The 14,989-nt window shown below is 60.1% G+C and carries 19 protein-coding genes and 1 tRNA gene; 7 read left to right on the forward strand and 13 right to left on the reverse strand.

Annotation, left to right across the window (positions count from 1 at the left end; genetic code table 11):
- Nucleotides 1-35: 35 nt before the first annotated feature.
- The 4 genes from ACP7CZ_RS05990 to ACP7CZ_RS06005 all read left to right on the forward strand — a co-directional run bounded on the left by ACP7CZ_RS05990 (nucleotide 36) and on the right by ACP7CZ_RS06005 (nucleotide 2,720).
- Nucleotides 36-968, forward strand: coding sequence for a LysR family transcriptional regulator (locus ACP7CZ_RS05990; RefSeq protein WP_426173886.1), 933 nt, complete (start codon nucleotides 36-38; stop codon nucleotides 966-968).
- Nucleotides 969-1,385, forward strand: a complete 417-nt coding sequence (gene fos / locus ACP7CZ_RS05995; protein ID WP_054898736.1) for a fosfomycin resistance glutathione transferase — start codon at nucleotides 969-971, stop codon at nucleotides 1,383-1,385.
- A 46-nt stretch (nucleotides 1,386-1,431) separates the two neighbouring features.
- Entirely contained in the window at nucleotides 1,432-2,073 is a 642-nt protein-coding gene (locus tag ACP7CZ_RS06000) for a LysE family translocator (RefSeq protein ID WP_034126551.1), read from the forward strand.
- Nucleotides 2,074-2,192: 119 nt separating this feature from the next.
- Nucleotides 2,193-2,720, forward strand: a complete 528-nt coding sequence (locus ACP7CZ_RS06005; RefSeq protein ID WP_003189402.1) for a DUF4142 domain-containing protein — start codon at nucleotides 2,193-2,195, stop codon at nucleotides 2,718-2,720.
- 91 nt (nucleotides 2,721-2,811) lie between these two features.
- Here the strand turns inward: ACP7CZ_RS06005 and ACP7CZ_RS06010 are convergent, their stop codons facing one another.
- The 7 genes from ACP7CZ_RS06010 to ACP7CZ_RS06040 all read right to left on the reverse strand — a co-directional run bounded on the left by ACP7CZ_RS06010 (nucleotide 2,812) and on the right by ACP7CZ_RS06040 (nucleotide 6,497).
- Nucleotides 2,812-3,312: a methylated-DNA--[protein]-cysteine S-methyltransferase gene (locus tag ACP7CZ_RS06010; protein WP_034126552.1), complete on the reverse strand. Its 501-nt coding sequence runs from the start codon at nucleotides 3,310-3,312 to the stop codon at nucleotides 2,812-2,814.
- A 97-nt stretch (nucleotides 3,313-3,409) separates the two neighbouring features.
- A complete protein-coding gene (locus tag ACP7CZ_RS06015; protein ID WP_054898755.1) occupies nucleotides 3,410-3,742 on the reverse strand; it encodes a hypothetical protein in 333 nt (110 codons plus the stop codon).
- A gap of 308 nt (nucleotides 3,743-4,050) precedes the next feature.
- Nucleotides 4,051-4,124 (reverse strand) — tRNA-Gly (locus ACP7CZ_RS06020).
- 113 nt (nucleotides 4,125-4,237) lie between these two features.
- A complete protein-coding gene (locus ACP7CZ_RS06025) occupies nucleotides 4,238-5,122 on the reverse strand; it encodes an alpha/beta fold hydrolase (RefSeq protein ID WP_054897622.1) in 885 nt (294 codons plus the stop codon).
- Between the two features lie 304 nt (nucleotides 5,123-5,426).
- Nucleotides 5,427-6,119, reverse strand: a complete 693-nt coding sequence (locus ACP7CZ_RS06030) for a pseudouridine synthase (RefSeq protein ID WP_054897621.1) — start codon at nucleotides 6,117-6,119, stop codon at nucleotides 5,427-5,429.
- The gene (locus tag ACP7CZ_RS06035) at nucleotides 6,109-6,321 is read right to left on the reverse strand and encodes a cysteine-rich CWC family protein (RefSeq protein ID WP_089041245.1); all 213 of its coding nucleotides are present in this window, start codon (nucleotides 6,319-6,321) and stop codon (nucleotides 6,109-6,111) included. Before ACP7CZ_RS06035 ends, ACP7CZ_RS06030 begins: the two co-directional genes overlap by 11 nt.
- 8 nt (nucleotides 6,322-6,329) lie before the next feature.
- Nucleotides 6,330-6,497, reverse strand: a complete 168-nt coding sequence (locus ACP7CZ_RS06040; protein WP_155718216.1) for a hypothetical protein — start codon at nucleotides 6,495-6,497, stop codon at nucleotides 6,330-6,332.
- A 67-nt stretch (nucleotides 6,498-6,564) separates the two neighbouring features.
- On the opposite strand from ACP7CZ_RS06040, the gene ACP7CZ_RS06045 reads away from it, so the two are divergent.
- Together ACP7CZ_RS06045 and ACP7CZ_RS06050 are read left to right on the forward strand one after the other, a co-directional pair.
- Entirely contained in the window at nucleotides 6,565-6,924 is a 360-nt protein-coding gene (locus ACP7CZ_RS06045) for a hypothetical protein (protein WP_054897619.1), read from the forward strand.
- Between the two features lie 157 nt (nucleotides 6,925-7,081).
- Nucleotides 7,082-7,534 carry a DUF3757 domain-containing protein gene (locus tag ACP7CZ_RS06050; RefSeq protein ID WP_054897618.1) on the forward strand — a complete coding sequence of 151 codons (453 nt, stop codon included), beginning with the start codon at nucleotides 7,082-7,084 and terminating at the stop codon, nucleotides 7,532-7,534.
- Here ACP7CZ_RS06050 and ACP7CZ_RS06055 read toward each other — a convergent pair.
- Nucleotides 7,520-8,632, reverse strand: coding sequence for an enoyl-CoA hydratase/isomerase family protein (locus ACP7CZ_RS06055; protein ID WP_054897617.1), 1,113 nt, complete (start codon nucleotides 8,630-8,632; stop codon nucleotides 7,520-7,522). The two genes, ACP7CZ_RS06050 and ACP7CZ_RS06055, sit on opposite strands and share 15 nt — an antisense overlap.
- Before the next feature lie 136 nt (nucleotides 8,633-8,768).
- Here ACP7CZ_RS06055 and ung point away from each other — a divergent pair, with 136 nt between their 5' ends.
- Nucleotides 8,769-9,461 (forward strand): uracil-DNA glycosylase, encoded by a 693-nt coding sequence (gene ung / locus ACP7CZ_RS06060; protein WP_020301023.1) that lies wholly within the window; start codon nucleotides 8,769-8,771, stop codon nucleotides 9,459-9,461.
- Between the two features lie 29 nt (nucleotides 9,462-9,490).
- Here the strand turns inward: ung and ACP7CZ_RS06065 are convergent, their stop codons facing one another.
- From ACP7CZ_RS06065 to ACP7CZ_RS06085, 5 genes are all read right to left on the reverse strand, one after another.
- Complete coding sequence (locus ACP7CZ_RS06065) at nucleotides 9,491-10,528, reverse strand: AbrB family transcriptional regulator (RefSeq protein ID WP_054897616.1); 1,038 nt, start codon at nucleotides 10,526-10,528, stop codon at nucleotides 9,491-9,493.
- On the reverse strand, nucleotides 10,521-12,035 hold the full coding sequence (locus ACP7CZ_RS06070; protein WP_003189428.1) for a tripartite tricarboxylate transporter permease: 1,515 nt from the start codon (nucleotides 12,033-12,035) through the stop codon (nucleotides 10,521-10,523). The genes ACP7CZ_RS06065 and ACP7CZ_RS06070 overlap by 8 nt, the downstream gene beginning before the upstream one ends.
- Before the next feature lies 1 nt (nucleotide 12,036).
- On the reverse strand, nucleotides 12,037-12,495 hold the full coding sequence (locus tag ACP7CZ_RS06075) for a tripartite tricarboxylate transporter TctB family protein (RefSeq protein WP_003189430.1): 459 nt from the start codon (nucleotides 12,493-12,495) through the stop codon (nucleotides 12,037-12,039).
- A gap of 147 nt (nucleotides 12,496-12,642) precedes the next feature.
- The gene (locus ACP7CZ_RS06080; RefSeq protein WP_161793218.1) at nucleotides 12,643-13,632 is read right to left on the reverse strand and encodes a Bug family tripartite tricarboxylate transporter substrate binding protein; all 990 of its coding nucleotides are present in this window, start codon (nucleotides 13,630-13,632) and stop codon (nucleotides 12,643-12,645) included.
- 28 nt (nucleotides 13,633-13,660) lie between these two features.
- Nucleotides 13,661-14,953 carry an OprD family porin gene (locus ACP7CZ_RS06085; protein ID WP_054897614.1) on the reverse strand — a complete coding sequence of 431 codons (1,293 nt, stop codon included), beginning with the start codon at nucleotides 14,951-14,953 and terminating at the stop codon, nucleotides 13,661-13,663.
- Nucleotides 14,954-14,989 lie beyond the last annotated feature (36 nt).

The following is a 14,989-nucleotide window of genomic DNA, read 5'->3' on the forward strand; positions in this document are numbered from 1 at the left end:
CGCGCAAATTTAAATTCCAAATTCTTATGCTAGGCATGCAGCTGATGAATGATCTGCGCCGCATCGACCTGAACCTGCTGGTGATCCTCGACGCCTTGCTCAGCGAGCAACACGTCACCCGCGCCGCCGAGCGCCTGCACCTGAGCCAGCCGGCGGTCAGCCATGCGTTGGCGCGGCTGCGCGATATGCTGGGCGACCCGCTGCTGATGCGTCAGGGCGGCACACTGGTGCCAACCGCCCGCGCCCTGGAATTGGCGGGGCCATTGACCGAAGCTCTGGCCCAAGTGCAGGCATTACTGGCGCCGAATCGTTTTGATCCCGCCTCGGCCAAGCGCCGCTTTCGCGTGGCGATGTCGGACTACAGCGCGGCGATATTCCTGCCCGGCCTGGTTCGCGTCCTACGCCATGAAGCGCCCGGTATCGACTTGCAGATCATCCAGGCCAGCCGCGAAGGCATGGTTGAGGGTGTGCTCAATGGCGATCTCGATCTGGCTGCGGGCGTATTCCCCGACATGCCCGCCGAACTGCGGACTACGCCGCTGTTCGAAGAGCATTACACCTGCCTGGTCGACCCCACCAGCCTTGCGCCCAACGGAGTGCTGGACCTGCCGACATACCTGTCACGCCCCCATGTGCTGCTGGAGATGCGCGGCAGCGGCACGCCGGAAATCGAACGGGCGCTGACGGCCATTCGTGAACGCCGCCACGTGGTGATCAGCCTGCCGCACTGGAGCGTGGCGCCGCAGTTGATCCAGGGCACGGACCTGATTCTGACGGTGTCGTCCCGGGGTTTGATGAATATTGACGCTCGGCAATTGCTGGCCGTGCCACCGCCGTTTCATATTCCGTCGTTTGCCTTTGAGCTGGCCTGGCATACGCGGCGGGGCGGGGATGTGGGGTTGCAGTGGTTGATTGGCAGGGTGGTGGGTGTATTGTCCGCAGACCCACGACAACGCGAGAACACCTAGATGCTCAGCGGTTTCAACCACCTGACCCTGGCCGTCACCGATGTGCCGCGCAGCGTCAGTTTCTATCACGACCTGCTGCGCCTGCAGCTCGACGCAACCTGGGATAACGGTGCCTATCTCTCATTGCCTGGGCTTTGGCTGTGCCTGTCGCTGGACCCGTTGCGCTCGGCTGCTCCGGCGATGGATTACACCCACTATGCCTTCACTGTCGATGCTGCTGATTTCACTGCCTTGGTCGAACGCCTGCGCGCCGCCGGCGTACAGGAGTGGCGAGACAACCGCAGTGAAGGCGCATCGTTTTATTTTCTCGACCCTGACGGCCATAAGCTGGAGGCCCATGTCGGCGATCTGGCCTCGCGGCTGCAAGCCTGTCGTGCCAAGCCCTATGCTGGAATGAAGTTTTACCCACCGCGCTGAAACATGCAGAATCGTTCACCCTCAAGCGTCTGTCGGAGCGTCTACCATGACCCCATCCTTGCTGTTCGCCGTGCTGGCGTCGGGTTTTATCTACGGCATTACCCCAGGCCCCGGTGTCCTGGCCGTATTCGGCATCGGTGCGGCCCGTGGCCGGCGTGCCGGGGCAGGATTCTTGTGCGGTCATTTGCTCGGCGATGTGGTGTGGTGCAGCACGGCGCTGATTGCCATCGTTGGTGCGCGGGAAGTCGGCAGCAGTGCGTTTGATGTGCTCGGCGTACTCAGCGGGGTGTATTTATTCTGGCTCGGCTGGCGTGCGATCCGCACCCAACGCCGCAATAGCGATGCCCCTCAGGGCGCGGCGCGCCATCCGTTCTGGCACGGTATTCTGTTTGGCTTGACCAACCCCAAGGCCTACCCGGTCGCCGTGGCGACGTTCACCGCGTTGCTGTCCAGCCGGGCCGAGTTGTTGACTTGGTCGATGCTGCCGACCTTGATTCTGTTGAGCTTTATCGGTGGCTTGCTGGCCTACGCGATCCTGATTGGCGTGGTGGGTGCCCAACGGGTGCGCACGCTGTATCAACGCCATGAAATCCTGATCACCAAGCTCTGCGGCGTGATGTTTATCGGCTTCGCCCTCAATGCCCTGGCGCACGCATTGCCGGGCCTGTTCGGCAGCAAAGCGGCCTGAGGCGACGACGACCGTTCGTCGCCCAGGTAAGTTTTTTCTAAACCTTTACCGTCCTGAAAATTCGAATTCAGGGCGGGTTGTATGCTCCCGCGCCTATTTTTGCCCTGGAGGAACCCATCATGAGCCGCATGGCTATCCGGTTACGCACCGCCAGTTTCGCGATGCTGCTGGGCCTCGGCGCCAGCAATGCTTTCGCCCAGTCGCCTGCAGAATTCATCGAGCAGGCTTCGGCCAAAGGCATGGCCGATATCGAAACCAGTCGCATGGCCCACGCCAAGACCTCGTCCCAGGAAATCAAGGACTACACCATTGAGGTCATCAACGAGCGCACGCTGGCCAACCAGCACTTGGCGGCGATCGCCAAGAAGCTTGATTTGCCAGTGGCCCCACGGGAGAAGATCGTTGATAAAGCCGAAACCCTGATGCCTGAACTCAAGGACGGCGATTCCTTTGACGCTGCCTATACCGCGCAGCAGGTCAAGGAAAACGAAGACGCCATCGCCCTGTTCCAGAAAGAAGGCGCGGCGTCGGATGTGCCAGAGATAAAGGCACTGGTGGATGAGACGCTACCCAAGCTTGAAGAGCGCTTGCAAAAAGCCCGGGCCCTGGCGTCGACGTACGGTAAGGGCCATCAAGGCGACGGTTGAGGCCGCTGCCCGATCTGAAAAACGGCGGTTGGAGGGGACTCCCACCGCCGTTTTCATGCCGGGTTTCAGACGGGGTATGGGTCAATGCCGCCTATAACGCTAGTTCCGTCTGGCCTGTGCCTTCAAGTGCGAGTAAATACTGCTTGGCTGCCAACCCGCCCGCGAACCCGGTCAGTCCGCCGGAGGCGCCGATCACCCGGTGACATGGCGCAATGATTGAAATGGGGTTGCGCCCATTCGCGGCGCCGACGGCGCGCACGGCTTTGGGGTTGCCGATCTGCTGTGCGATCTGGCTATAGCTGCGGGTTTCGCCGAAGGGAATGGTCAGCAGTGCTTGCCAGACTTGCTTCTGGAAGTCAGTGCCGGTGAAGTCCAGTTCCAGTTCGAAGTGGTTACGCTTTCCGGTGAAGTATTCCTGCAATTGGCGCTCGGTTTCCAAGAGCACTGGGCTGTCGTCGGCTTCGATCAATTCACCCAGGCGCACGCGATTGGCACGTTCTACTTCCCAGAGGATGGCGTTGAGTTTGCCATCCCGCGCCACCAGAGTGAGTTCACCGACAGGGGAAGGCATGAGCTTGTATTGGTAGTCCATGAGCAGTTTCCTTGAAGGGCGTTGATGGGGACGACGCCACTGTAGTTCCACCAAGGGGGCTGGGAACTACGTTTCTTGCGGTCAAATTCTTGCCAAACTAGACATTCCAGTAAACCCAGTTGGAATAATAGGGGTACCAGTAGAGCCAGGCGATAATGTAAAGGGCCTTGAGTACGGACGCTGTACTTAACATGACCATAGAAATGACGTTGAGCAGGGTGACAAACAAAGCGAACACAGCCACGCGTGGGGTTGCGTGACGCCAGGCAAACCTCACGCCATACGCTGAGGAGGCAATCACTCCTGACTCCAGCAATAATCCGAGGGGGAAGGGCAGCCGTACAAACGAGACCAGCAGCGGCAAAACCAACACCCAGCCGGCTACTTGGCACAGGATGATTTTGGGTGTGGCTTTTTTGGTGTCCAGCATTGCCATGTTTCCGAACTCTGGGCCGATGAGCCTACATTATCGTGAGGTGTTGCCGGTCTTCCTGTAAGACTTTGCTTAGGCGTACCTATCGCTCCTGCTGTAATACTTTTCGCGCTGCGAATGCCAGAAACCCCGAGCAGCTTTTTCCTGTGGATGATTCAACAGGTATTCAACGATGCGATTCAACAGATAGCCGAGCAGCAGATGAGTGCTGGAGACTAAATTTTAGGCATAAAAAAACCGGTCACCAAGGACCGGTTTTTTGTGCAGCCTCCGCCAGAAACCCCCGACGCAAGTGCAAATCTGAGTGGAGCGGGTAGAGGGAATCGAACCCTCAACTAAAGCTTGGGAAGCTTTCGTTTTGCCACTAAACTATACCCGCTCAGAGCGGCTGACTTTGTACCAGATGTTCAGCTGGATTTGAAGTTTTTCTTTGAAAAATGTGAGAGTTGCGTGTGGCGACAGAGCTTGCTCGCCACAGTGTCAGGCCTGATTTCAAAGCGCCCATGCATGCTGCGCCTGGCCCTGGCTATACCGTAACGGGCTTGCGGGCCGTTGCCCTTTCAAGAAGCCCACCACGGCCTCACGGCTGTCGCGGCACGCGGCTTTATGTTCCATGTCCAGGAAGTGTCCCGTCGCCTGAATGGTGCTGAAGCTGCTCTTGGCCACATGCTGGCCAAACAGCTTGGCGTCGTCTGCACTGGTGTATTCGTCCCATTCGCCGTTCAAGAACAGCACTGGAATATCGATCTGCCTGGCTGCCTTGAGGTAGCACTGCCGGTCGCTGTTGAGCACGTGGCTGATGTGAAAGTGCATCTGCCCGTATTCGTGTGCGGCCAGGTTGCTGACATGGCGGTAGTTGAAGCGTTTGAACAGCGAAGGCAGGTGCTTGCCGATGGTGCTGTTGACCAGATGGCCGACGCGGTCGCGGTCGAGGTTGCCCAAGTAGTCGACGCCGCGTTCGAGGTAGTCACGCATCGGCGCATTGATCACCGGCGAGAATGAGCTGATCACGGCTTTTTCTACCCGACGGGGGCGCTGTGCGAGGGCAACCAACGTGGCGGCCCCGCCCCAGGAGAAGGACAATACGTGTTCAGCGGCGAAGTGGTCGAGCAGTTCAAGGAGGATCTGGCCTTCGACTTCCTTGGTAAGCATCTGCTCATGACGGTTATGGATTTTGGAACGGCCAGCGTAGGGCTGGTCGTACAACACCACATTGAATTGCGGGTACAGGCTTTTCACGGTTTGAGCGAAGGACGCTGTGGTCGCCATTGAGCCGTTGACCAGGACGATGGTCTTTGCCGCCGCGTCCGCGCGATAGAACTCCGTGTACACCCGATACTGACCCTGTATATCCAACACAGCGATTTCTGGCCTCATGTCGTAAGACTCCTGGCAAGCGGGTAGTGCGCGCAGATCACTCTGCACGAGCTTTATGACAGGTAGGCATACGCCTGGAAAATGAGGGCCCATGTCGGTCCGATGACGGCTGGCCGGCGGGTGTTGTTATGGCGGGCGGTTTGCCGGGAAGGCCCGTGGATCAAGCGCGGGCGAGGCAAGGTGTTTCTTGGAGGTTATAGGCGACTCATCAGTCATTATCTGGCTGAAGCCCTGATTCAAGCAGTACGGAACGCATGTCGCAAGGCGAGCGGCTGGTTTTTTGCCATCATCGGCTGAACGGTCGTCAGACTTTTAGGATCTCTTCGTCAGTCAGTGGCCGATACTGACCCGGCGCAAGCGACGCATCGAGCACTAAGGGCCCCATTCGCTCGCGGTGCAGGCCGATCACCTTGTTATCAAAATGACCGAACATGCGTTTGACCTGGTGATATCGGCCTTCGATGATGCTCAACCGCGCTGTCCTGGGACCCAGCAGTTCAAGTTCGGCAGGTTGGGTGGTGAGATCTTCGAAAGCGAAATACACGCCCGCCGCGAACGTCACCGCGTACTGCGGGCCGATGTCCTGTTCGGTTTGCACGTGGTACACCTTGGGCAACTTGGTCTGCGGTTGCGTGAGGCGCCGCGACCATTGGCCGTCGTTGGTGATCAGCATCAGGCCGGTGGTGTTGAAATCCAGGCGCCCGGCGATATGCAGTTCGGCTTTGTCGGGTTCGTCCAGCAGGTCAAGGACCGTGGAGTGTTGCGGGTCCGACGTGGCGCTGACGCAACCCTGGGGTTTGTGCAGCATGAAATAGCGCGCCGGCTTGCCCGCTTGCAGGATTTCACCGTCAACGCAGACCTGGCTGAATTCACGTACGTCATGGTGAGGATCGCTGACCGCAACCCCTTCAACGGTCACCCGGCGTTCCACCAGCAACAGGCGCACTTGCTTGCGATTGAACTGTGGCAGGTTGCTGAGGAAGCGATCAACGCGCATTGCGGTTACGCAACTGTTCGTCCACCTGGGCGCAGCGTGGGCACAGGCAGGCTTTATTACGCAACTCATCCGGCAGGGCTTCAAGTACCGCCGGGTCGATGATGACGCCGTAGCACCAGCAGGCTTGATCGGCAGTGCGCGGATCGGCTAGGGAGCAGTCGTTGCGGGCACCACAGGCGGGGCAAAGGGTCGGTGTGGTCATGGGTCGGTTCAGAAGGAAATCGGGTAGGGCGCGTTAGTTGTTGCACGATACAGCGCGGCTGCGCGGCATTCCATCATCATGGCGTTTTGACGGGCTTTCACTTCGTCTGAAACAGGTGTTTCCACTTGTGTCACGAACGCACCAGATTCGGTTTTTGATGTCAGATGTTTCGTCATTCAGTGAAAGCTGAATGCCGCTCGCCAGCGTCGCTGGAGGAGCTCTTCCGCGGTCCAGGAGGCCGCCATGTATCGACGACTGCTGCTCATCGCTTTGCTCGGCCTGACCCTTTCAGCCTGCGTGCCCTATTACGATGGAGGCGCTTCCTACTATCGCTCCGAGGTCTACACCGCGCCGGCGCCAGCCTATTACTACGGCGGCCCGCGTTATTACCCTTCTGGGCGCAGCTATTACGCGCCAGCGCCTCGCTACTATGCGCCACAGCCTCGCTACTATTCGGCGCCGCGCTACTACCAACCGGCCCCGCGCTATTACCCCCGCGCCGGGTACCGGCCCTACCCAAACCAGGGGTGGGGCGACCGCTGGGGCAATGGCGGGCGTGGACGCGGTTCCGACCACGGAGGTGGCCGCGGCGGTCACCGTTAAATATCTTGAAAAACAAGCGGCGCATCATGCGCCGTTTTTTATAGGTACCGTATGTCCGTACTGTCAGATTTAACAGCTATCTTTGAGGCGCTAGCTGTACTTCACTAACGAGGAGCCTTGTGCTTTTGCGTGGTGAGACTGAGCAGATGGAAACCCTATGTTCAAACAATTGATTTGCGTGCTCCTGCTGATGAGCTGCTTCATTGCATCGGCAAGAGCGGAGCAAGGCTGTCCTTATCCGTCGCAGGTCGCGTATGCAGACGGCCATTATCGCGCCCAGGACAATGGCCTGCGCTGGCAAAGCCCGAAGGTAGCGTCGCGTGGTGTTGTCGACGGGTTCATTGGCGCAATCTTCATGCCGGGCGACGGCGAGGAGAGAGGAAACGGCTACATGGACAAGTGCATCTACCGCACCAGTTGGAACGGTGTTGTAGCGTTGAGGCCAAGCAGCGGAAATGAGGTTATCAACATGTCGTTGACCAGCACCTTGTATTGGAGGCTGCAGCCCGATGCGTTCGAGTTGCCGGTGTATACGTGCGAGGACAGCCAGCCGGACAATTGCGCTTTCAAGGTCAACGACAAGCGTACAGACCTGTCAGTAGTCAGATAAATCCGCCAGAGGATTCCTACCTTCCCAGGCCTTGTCAAAGTGCGCCTGCACCACCGTTTCCGGGAGTGTGTTGATATCCGGCCAGTGCCAACGAGGCGCCTGGTCTTTGTCGATCAGGCGCGCCCGAACCCCTTCGGCGAATTCCGGATGACGGCAGCAGTTGAGGCTCAGGGTGTATTCCATCTCGAACACCTGGGCCAATGAGAGGTGACGGGCACGCTGGAGCTGTTCCCACACCAGATGCGCCGTCAGTGGGCAGCCCTCACTGAGGGTTTTGCCGGCCCGGCTCAATAGCGGGTCGCTGTGGTCGCGCAGCAGGCTCAAGGCGCGCCAGGCACACCGCACATCTCCTACATCAAGCCATTCGTCGATCTGTGAGCGGCGCGGTAGCCATTGCGCTTCGGGTTGATCACTGTTTGCCTCCTGCGCCAGGGCCTTGAGCAAGCTGTTGAGTTGCATCGCGCTCTGTTCCTGCCAGTTCAGCTGCAGCAGGCCATCGAGCAGATCGTCTTGCTGGTCATCACGCAGGAAACGGTCGGCCAGGCCCAAGTCCAGCGCGTCGCGACCGTTGATATGGGCGCCGGTGAGGCCCAGGAACAGGCCGAGCTTGCCCGGCAAGCGGGACAAGAACCAACTGGCCCCCACATCCGGGTACAAGCCAATGCTGATTTCGGGCATGGCCAAACGACTGCTTGGCGTAACGATACGCACGGCGGCGCTTTGCAACAGGCCCATGCCGCCGCCCAATACATAACCGTGGCCCCAGCAGATCAACGGCTTCGGGTAGGTGTGCAGGCGGTAGTCAAGACGATATTCGGCGGCAAAAAACTGCGCGGCCAGGGTCGGAACTTCGCCCGGCTGTTCACGGCAAGCCTGAGCCAGGCTGCGCACTTCGCCACCGGCGCAAAAAGCTTTGGGGCCGTTGCCGCGCAGCAGCACGCAGACGATCTGCGGGTCTTTGGCCCAGGCCTCCATGCGCTCATCCAGGGCCAGAATCATCGGCAGGGAGAGGGCGTTAAGGGACTTTGGCGCGTCCAGGCTGGCGATACCGATGCGAGCGCCGCCACTGCCGGTCAGTTCTTCGAAATGCAGGTTCATCGTGGCCTCAATCGAGAAGGTGAAGGATGAGTATGATCCCTTCGTGGGAAAGTGCCGGTGCTGTGTCAGATCAATTGACAAGCGGGGTCGGCTTTCCTAGGGTTCGCCTCATTCTTTTTTACAAGACAATTCAACTATGACCGATGGCGACCGTATCAAACTCGAACCCAGCTGGAAACACGCCCTGCGGGAGGAGTTCGAGAAGCCCTACATGGCGCAATTGCGCGAGTTTCTGCGCCAGGAACATGCCGCTGGCAAAGAGATCTACCCCCCCGGCCCATTGATTTTCAACGCGCTCAACTCAACGCCGCTGGACAAGGTCAAGGTCGTGATTCTCGGACAAGACCCGTACCACGGCCCTGGCCAGGCCCACGGCTTGTGCTTCTCGGTACAACCGGGCGTGCCGGCACCGCCGTCGCTGGTCAATATCTATAAAGAGCTCAAGCGCGACCTGAACATCGACATCCCCAACCACGGCTACCTGCAAAGCTGGGCCGACCAGGGCGTGCTGATGCTCAACACCACCATGACCGTGGAGCGCGCCAACGCCAACGCCCATGCCGGCAAGGGCTGGCAGTTCTTCACCGATCGGATTATCGAGGTAGTCAGCGAGCATCAGCCTCACCTGGTGTTCCTCCTGTGGGGCGCCCATGCTCAGAGCAAGCAGAAGCTCATCGACGCCACCAAGCATCTGGTGCTGACCTCGGTGCATCCGTCGCCGTTGTCGGCGTATCGCGGGTTTCTGGGCTGCGGGCATTTCAGCCGGGCCAACAAGTTTCTCGAGCAGAATGGCGAGGCCCCCATCGAGTGGCGTTTGCCACCGGTGTGAGGCCTGGCACATTCAACATGTGGGAGGTTTTAGCGGGGGGCTGGCTGACGGTTCCAGTGCCGAAACAAAGGCTCGGCCAAAAACAGCACGAACAACAAGCGCATCACCTGCATCGCCGTCACCAAGGGCACCGACAGTTGCAGGGTTTCAGCTGTCAGGCTCATTTCAGCGATACCGCCTGGCATCATGCCCAGCGTCAGTGATCGCAGGTCGAGGTGAGTGAGGGCGCTCAAGCCCACCGCCGCTAACGTCGCCAGCAGCATGGTCAATGCCGTGCCAATCAAGGTGCGGCCCATGAACGATGGCGCGCGACGGAAGAACTGCCGATTGAAGTGGCAGCCCAAACCGCTGCCGATCAACCATTGGCCGATCTGACTGCCGCCGTCTGGCAGGCCGATGTGTAAATCCCAGGTTACACTGGCGATCGCGCTCACCAGCAATGGCCCGAACAGCCAAGGGTTGGGTTGGCGCAAGCGTTGCCAGCCCCAGGCAACCAGCGCACCCACCGGAAACAGCACGGCCAGCCACGCCCAGTCCACGGGCGCCGGATGGAACTGCGGCGCGCCGCCTCCGAGCAAATATTTGAAGATCGCTGGCACGCACAGCACCACCACCAGCACACGCAGGCTTTGCCCGGCCGCAACCCGGCTGAGCACCGCGCCATTGCGGGCGCCGAGGTTGACCATCTCCCCGGAACCGCCCGGCATGCTGGAGAAAAACGCCGTGGCGCGGTCTTCACCGCTGCGGCGCATCAACCACACGCCCACCACGCTCGACAAGCTGGTGACCAGTGCACCGAAGAAAATCAGGCCGAAGTGGCTCATCACCTGCTCGATCACCACCGGGGTGAAGTGCAGGCCGATGCCGATGCCCACCACCCATTGGCCGCATTTGCGCCCGCCGGGAATCTCTGCCAAATGCCAGGGCGTCAGGCAGCGCACCAGGATGATCGCCAGCAACGAGCCGACCATGTACGGCAAAGGCCAGCCGACCAGGCTTGCCAGGTAACCGCCGGCCAGGCCGACCAGCGGTGTTCCCCACCAATGTTTAAAGGTGACCTCAGACATCGGCCAGGGCACGACGCTGTTGCACGCGTTTACGCCAGATACGCAGCAGCGGTACAAGCAGCATGATTGCGGTCAGCACCCAGACGCCAAAGGTGATCGGGCTCGACCACAGGATTTCCAGCGCACCGTTGGAGATCGACAGCGCACGGCGCAGGTTCTGCTCCATCAGGCCGCCGAGGATAAAGCCCAGCAGCAGCGGTGACAGCGGGAAGTCCAGCTTGCGCAGGATGTAGCCGAAGATGCCGATTGCGATCATCAGGAACAGATCGAAGGTGGTGGCATGCACGGCGTACACGCCAATCGCGGTAATGATGGCGATCACCGGCACCAGCGCCCAGTTCGGCACGGCGAGGATACGGGTGAAGATGCGGATCATCGGGATGTTGAGCACGACCAGCATGATGTTGGCAATGAACAACGAGGCGATCAGGCCCCAGACAATGTCCGGTTGCTGTTGGAACAGCAGTGGGCCGGGGGTGATGTTGTACAGCGATAGGGCGCCGATCATCACCGCCGTGGTGCCCGAGCCAGGAACGCCGAGGGTCAGCATGGGTACCATGGCGCCGCAGACCGATGCGCCGATCGCGGTTTCTGGGGCGGCCAGGCCGCGCATGTCGCCCTGACCGAATTTGCCGCTGGCGCCTGCGATGCGTTTCTCGGTCATGTAGGCAACGGCCGAGGCCATGGTTGCACCAGCGCCCGGCAACACGCCGATGATAAAGCCCGACACGCCGCAACGAAGATTCACAGTGAGCACCGACAAGGCTTCCTTGGCGTTGAACATCATGCGCCCGGTGGCTTTCACTGCTTCCTGGCCACGGTGGGTTTTTTCCAGCAGCAGGAGAATCTCGCTGATGGAGAACAGGCCGAGCACCAGGACCACGAACTGGATACCGTCGGTCAGGTGAATATTATCGCCGGTAAAGCGGTACACACCGCTGTTGGCGTCGATGCCCACGCAGGAAAGGAACAAGCCGATCAGCGCGGCAACAAACGTCTTCAGCGGTTTGTCACCGGCCATGCCGCCCAGGCAGACAATCGCAAACACCATCAGGACGAAATATTCCGCCGGGCCGAACGCAATCGCCCACTTGGCCAGCAGCGGGGCGAACAGCACCATGCCGCAGGTGGCGATAAACGCGCCGATGAACGAACTCCAGGCCGACAATGACAGTGCCACGCCAGCCAGGCCTTTGCGGGCCATCGGGTAGCCGTCGAGGGTGGTCATGACGGTGGAGGCTTCGCCCGGGATGTTCAGTAGAATCGAACTGATGCGGCCGCCGTATTCGCAGCCCAGGTACACGGCTGCCAGCAGGATCAGCGCCGACTCTGGCGGCAAGCCCAGGGCGAAGGCGATGGGGATCAGCAGTGCCACGCCGTTGATCGGGCCCAGGCCCGGCAACAGGCCGACCACGGTGCCAATCAGGGTGCCGCACAACGCGGTCACCAGGTTATAGGGGCTCAGCGCAACGCCGAAACCCTGGCCCAAATAGCCAAAAGTATCCATATCAGTTCTCCAGAACGTCGAGCAGGCCGAGGGGCAACGGTACGTCCATGGTTTTATCGAACAGCAGATAAAGACCGACGCTCATCAAGGTGATGATCACCACGCTGGGCAACCAGCGGCCGCCGTACAGCCGTGCCATCGGAATACCGATCAGCATGCTGCTGAGAATGAAACCCAAGGATTCGAATGTGCCTGCAAACACCAGCAGCAGGGCCACACAGATGCCGATCTTGATCAACGTGGGTTGATCCAGCGCGGGTTCATCGTCAGTGTGTTTGGTCGCCTGCGGGCGAATCATCATGTAGATGAGCGCCAGGCCCATCAGCCCGAGCAACAGCAGGGGGAAGGCTCTTGGCCCTACGGGTTCGTAGGAAAAAGCCGCCTGATACGGCCAGGCCATCAGCGCCAGGCCGATACAGGCCAGCAATAGCACGGCAGCGAAAATGCGTTGTAAGAGCATAGAAAACTCCAAGGCCCCTCTTGTAGGAGCGAGCTTGCTCGCGAAAAACGTCAACGATAACGCGTGCTCTCTGGACGCACGTGGATGTCCTTGGGTTCTTCGCGAGTACGCTCGCTCCTACAGGGGCATTACACAAAAGAGGGGCGATTACTGGATCAGGCCGAACTCTTTGGCCAGCACTTTGTAGTCAGCCACCTGTTTCTTCACGTAGGTGTCCAGCTCCTGGCCCGTCATGGCGAACGGGAACAGCTCGCGCTGGTCACGCAGCTTGGCGAACTCCTCGGAAGCCAGCAGTTTGTCGAAGGCGTCTTTCCACCAGGCGTAGTCGGCATCGCTGACCTTTGGCCCTAGGTAGAAGCCACGCACCACCGGCCAGACGATGTCGTAGCCTTGCTCTTTGGCGGTCGGGATATCCTTCATTTCCGGCTCATCCAGGCGTTGCTCGGAGAACACCGCCAGCAGGCGCATATCGCCGCTCTGGATATGCGGCATGGAGTCGGAGATGTCGGTACTGCCCACCTGGATATGCCCCCCCAGCAGAGCCGTAGCGATTTCACCGCCACCCTCAAGGGCGACGTAACGCAGTTCGCGCGGGTTGATCCCAGCGGCCTTGGCGATCAGCGCGGTTTGCATCCAGTCCTGGCTGCCGACGGTGCCGCCGGAGCCGATCACCACGCTGCCTGGGTCTTTCTTCAGGGCTTTGACCAAGTCGTCGAGGGTCTTGTAGGGCGAGTCGCTTTTCACCGCGATGGCGCCATAGCTGGTGCCCACTGCCGCCAACCAGCGCACGGCGCTTTCATCAAAACGGCCGAACTTGCCCTGGGCCAGGTTCAGCAGCGAACCGCTCGACCAGGCGACCAACGTGCCCGCATCCGCAGGGCGCTGGGCGACGACCGCGTTGTAGGCTACCGCGCCCACGCCGCCTGGCATGTAGGTCACACGCATCGGCTTAGTCAGCAGCTTTTGGTTCACCAGCGCGCTTTGCGCCAGTTTGCAAGTCAGGTCAAAACCGCCGCCTGGGGAGGCCGGGGCGATGCATTCCGGACGCTTGGGTTCGTCGGCGGCCAGCAGTTGGCCGGCGAACAGCATGCAGCCAGCGGCGAGGGCAAATTTACGCAGTGAAAGGGTCATGGTGATCTCCATCGTTTTTGTTATGAGGGGGTTACTACCAAAGTGCGACGCTGTAGCTGACCAGCAAGCGCATTTCATCTGCGTCACGGGCCGAATAGTTGGAACGATAGGTGGCGTTACGCAGGCGCACGGCCACATCTTTGAACGTGCCGCTTTGCACCACGTACTTGATCTCGCTGTTGCGTTCCCACTCCTTGCCGGTCTCGCCGTTCTTGAGCTTGATGTTGTCACCCGAGAGGTAACGGCTCATGAAACTCAAGCCAGGAATGCCCAGCTTGGCAAAGTCGTAGTCGTAGCGTGCCTGCCAGGAGCGTTCTTCGGCGCCGGCAAAATCGTTGATCTGCACGAAGTTGACCAGGTACGGGTCGCTGCCATCCACATACGGGAAGGCGCTGTCGCCGGACATGTGCTGGTAGCCGGCGCTGAGCTTATGGCCATTGAGGGCATAGCTGAACAGGCCGTTGAGGGACGTGTTGTCGATATTGCCGCCGCGGGCCGAGCCGGTGTCATCGCTGATTGCCAGTCGCAGGTCGGCGGCGAAAGTGCCAGGGCCCATCGGGCGTGAGGCGACCATGCCGAGGAAGTGTTGGCGATACACGTCGTCGAGTTGGGCGAAGTGGTAGCTGCCGGTGATCTTGTCGGCGAACTTGTAGTCGACGCCACCGAAGTTGAAGTGCTTGCCGGTGGCACCGCTGAGGAAGCGGCTGTTCTTGTTATTGAGCGCGATGTCTTCGTAGTTGGTGTCGTCGCGGTCCTTGGCTTTGTCCAGGCGACCACCAGTGAATACCAGGTTCTTGAGTTCCTTGGAGGTGATCAAGCCACCGTTGAAGGTCTGCGGCAGGATGCGCCCGTCGTTGGGCTTGAGGATCGGCAGTTCGGGGATCAGCGAGCCGATCTTCAGCTCGGTGGCGGAGATTTTCACTTTACCGGTCAGGCCCAGCTTGGAGTACTCGTTGGCGGCGCGGCCGTCATCGTGGGTCGGCAGCAGGCCGGTGCCGGTGCGGTCGGGGCTGGAGTCGAGCTTGACGCCGAGCATGCCCAGCGCATCCACGCCAAAGCCGACGGTGCCGTCGGTGTAGCCCGATTGCACGTTGAGCATGAAGCCCTGGGCCCATTCGTCGCGCTTGGATTGCTGGGCACTGGTACCGTCGCGAAAGTCGCGGTTGAAGTACATGTTGCGGGTTTCCAGGGTCGCGCTACTGTCTTCGAAGAAGGCAGCCTGGCTGAGCGGCGAAAAGCCGGCAAGGGCAGCGGCACTGGCGAGGGCGGTGTGGGTCAGGCGGGAAGAACGAACAGGCGGGCAAGCCTGTGGCTGGGTCGACAGCATCGTGGTGTACTCCGTTATTGTTCTTATTCTGGCGAA

This window comes from Pseudomonas sp. DWP2-2, from assembly GCF_049897065.1.
In the GTDB taxonomy this organism is placed as follows: Bacteria; Pseudomonadota; Gammaproteobacteria; order Pseudomonadales; family Pseudomonadaceae; genus Aquipseudomonas; species Aquipseudomonas paracarnis.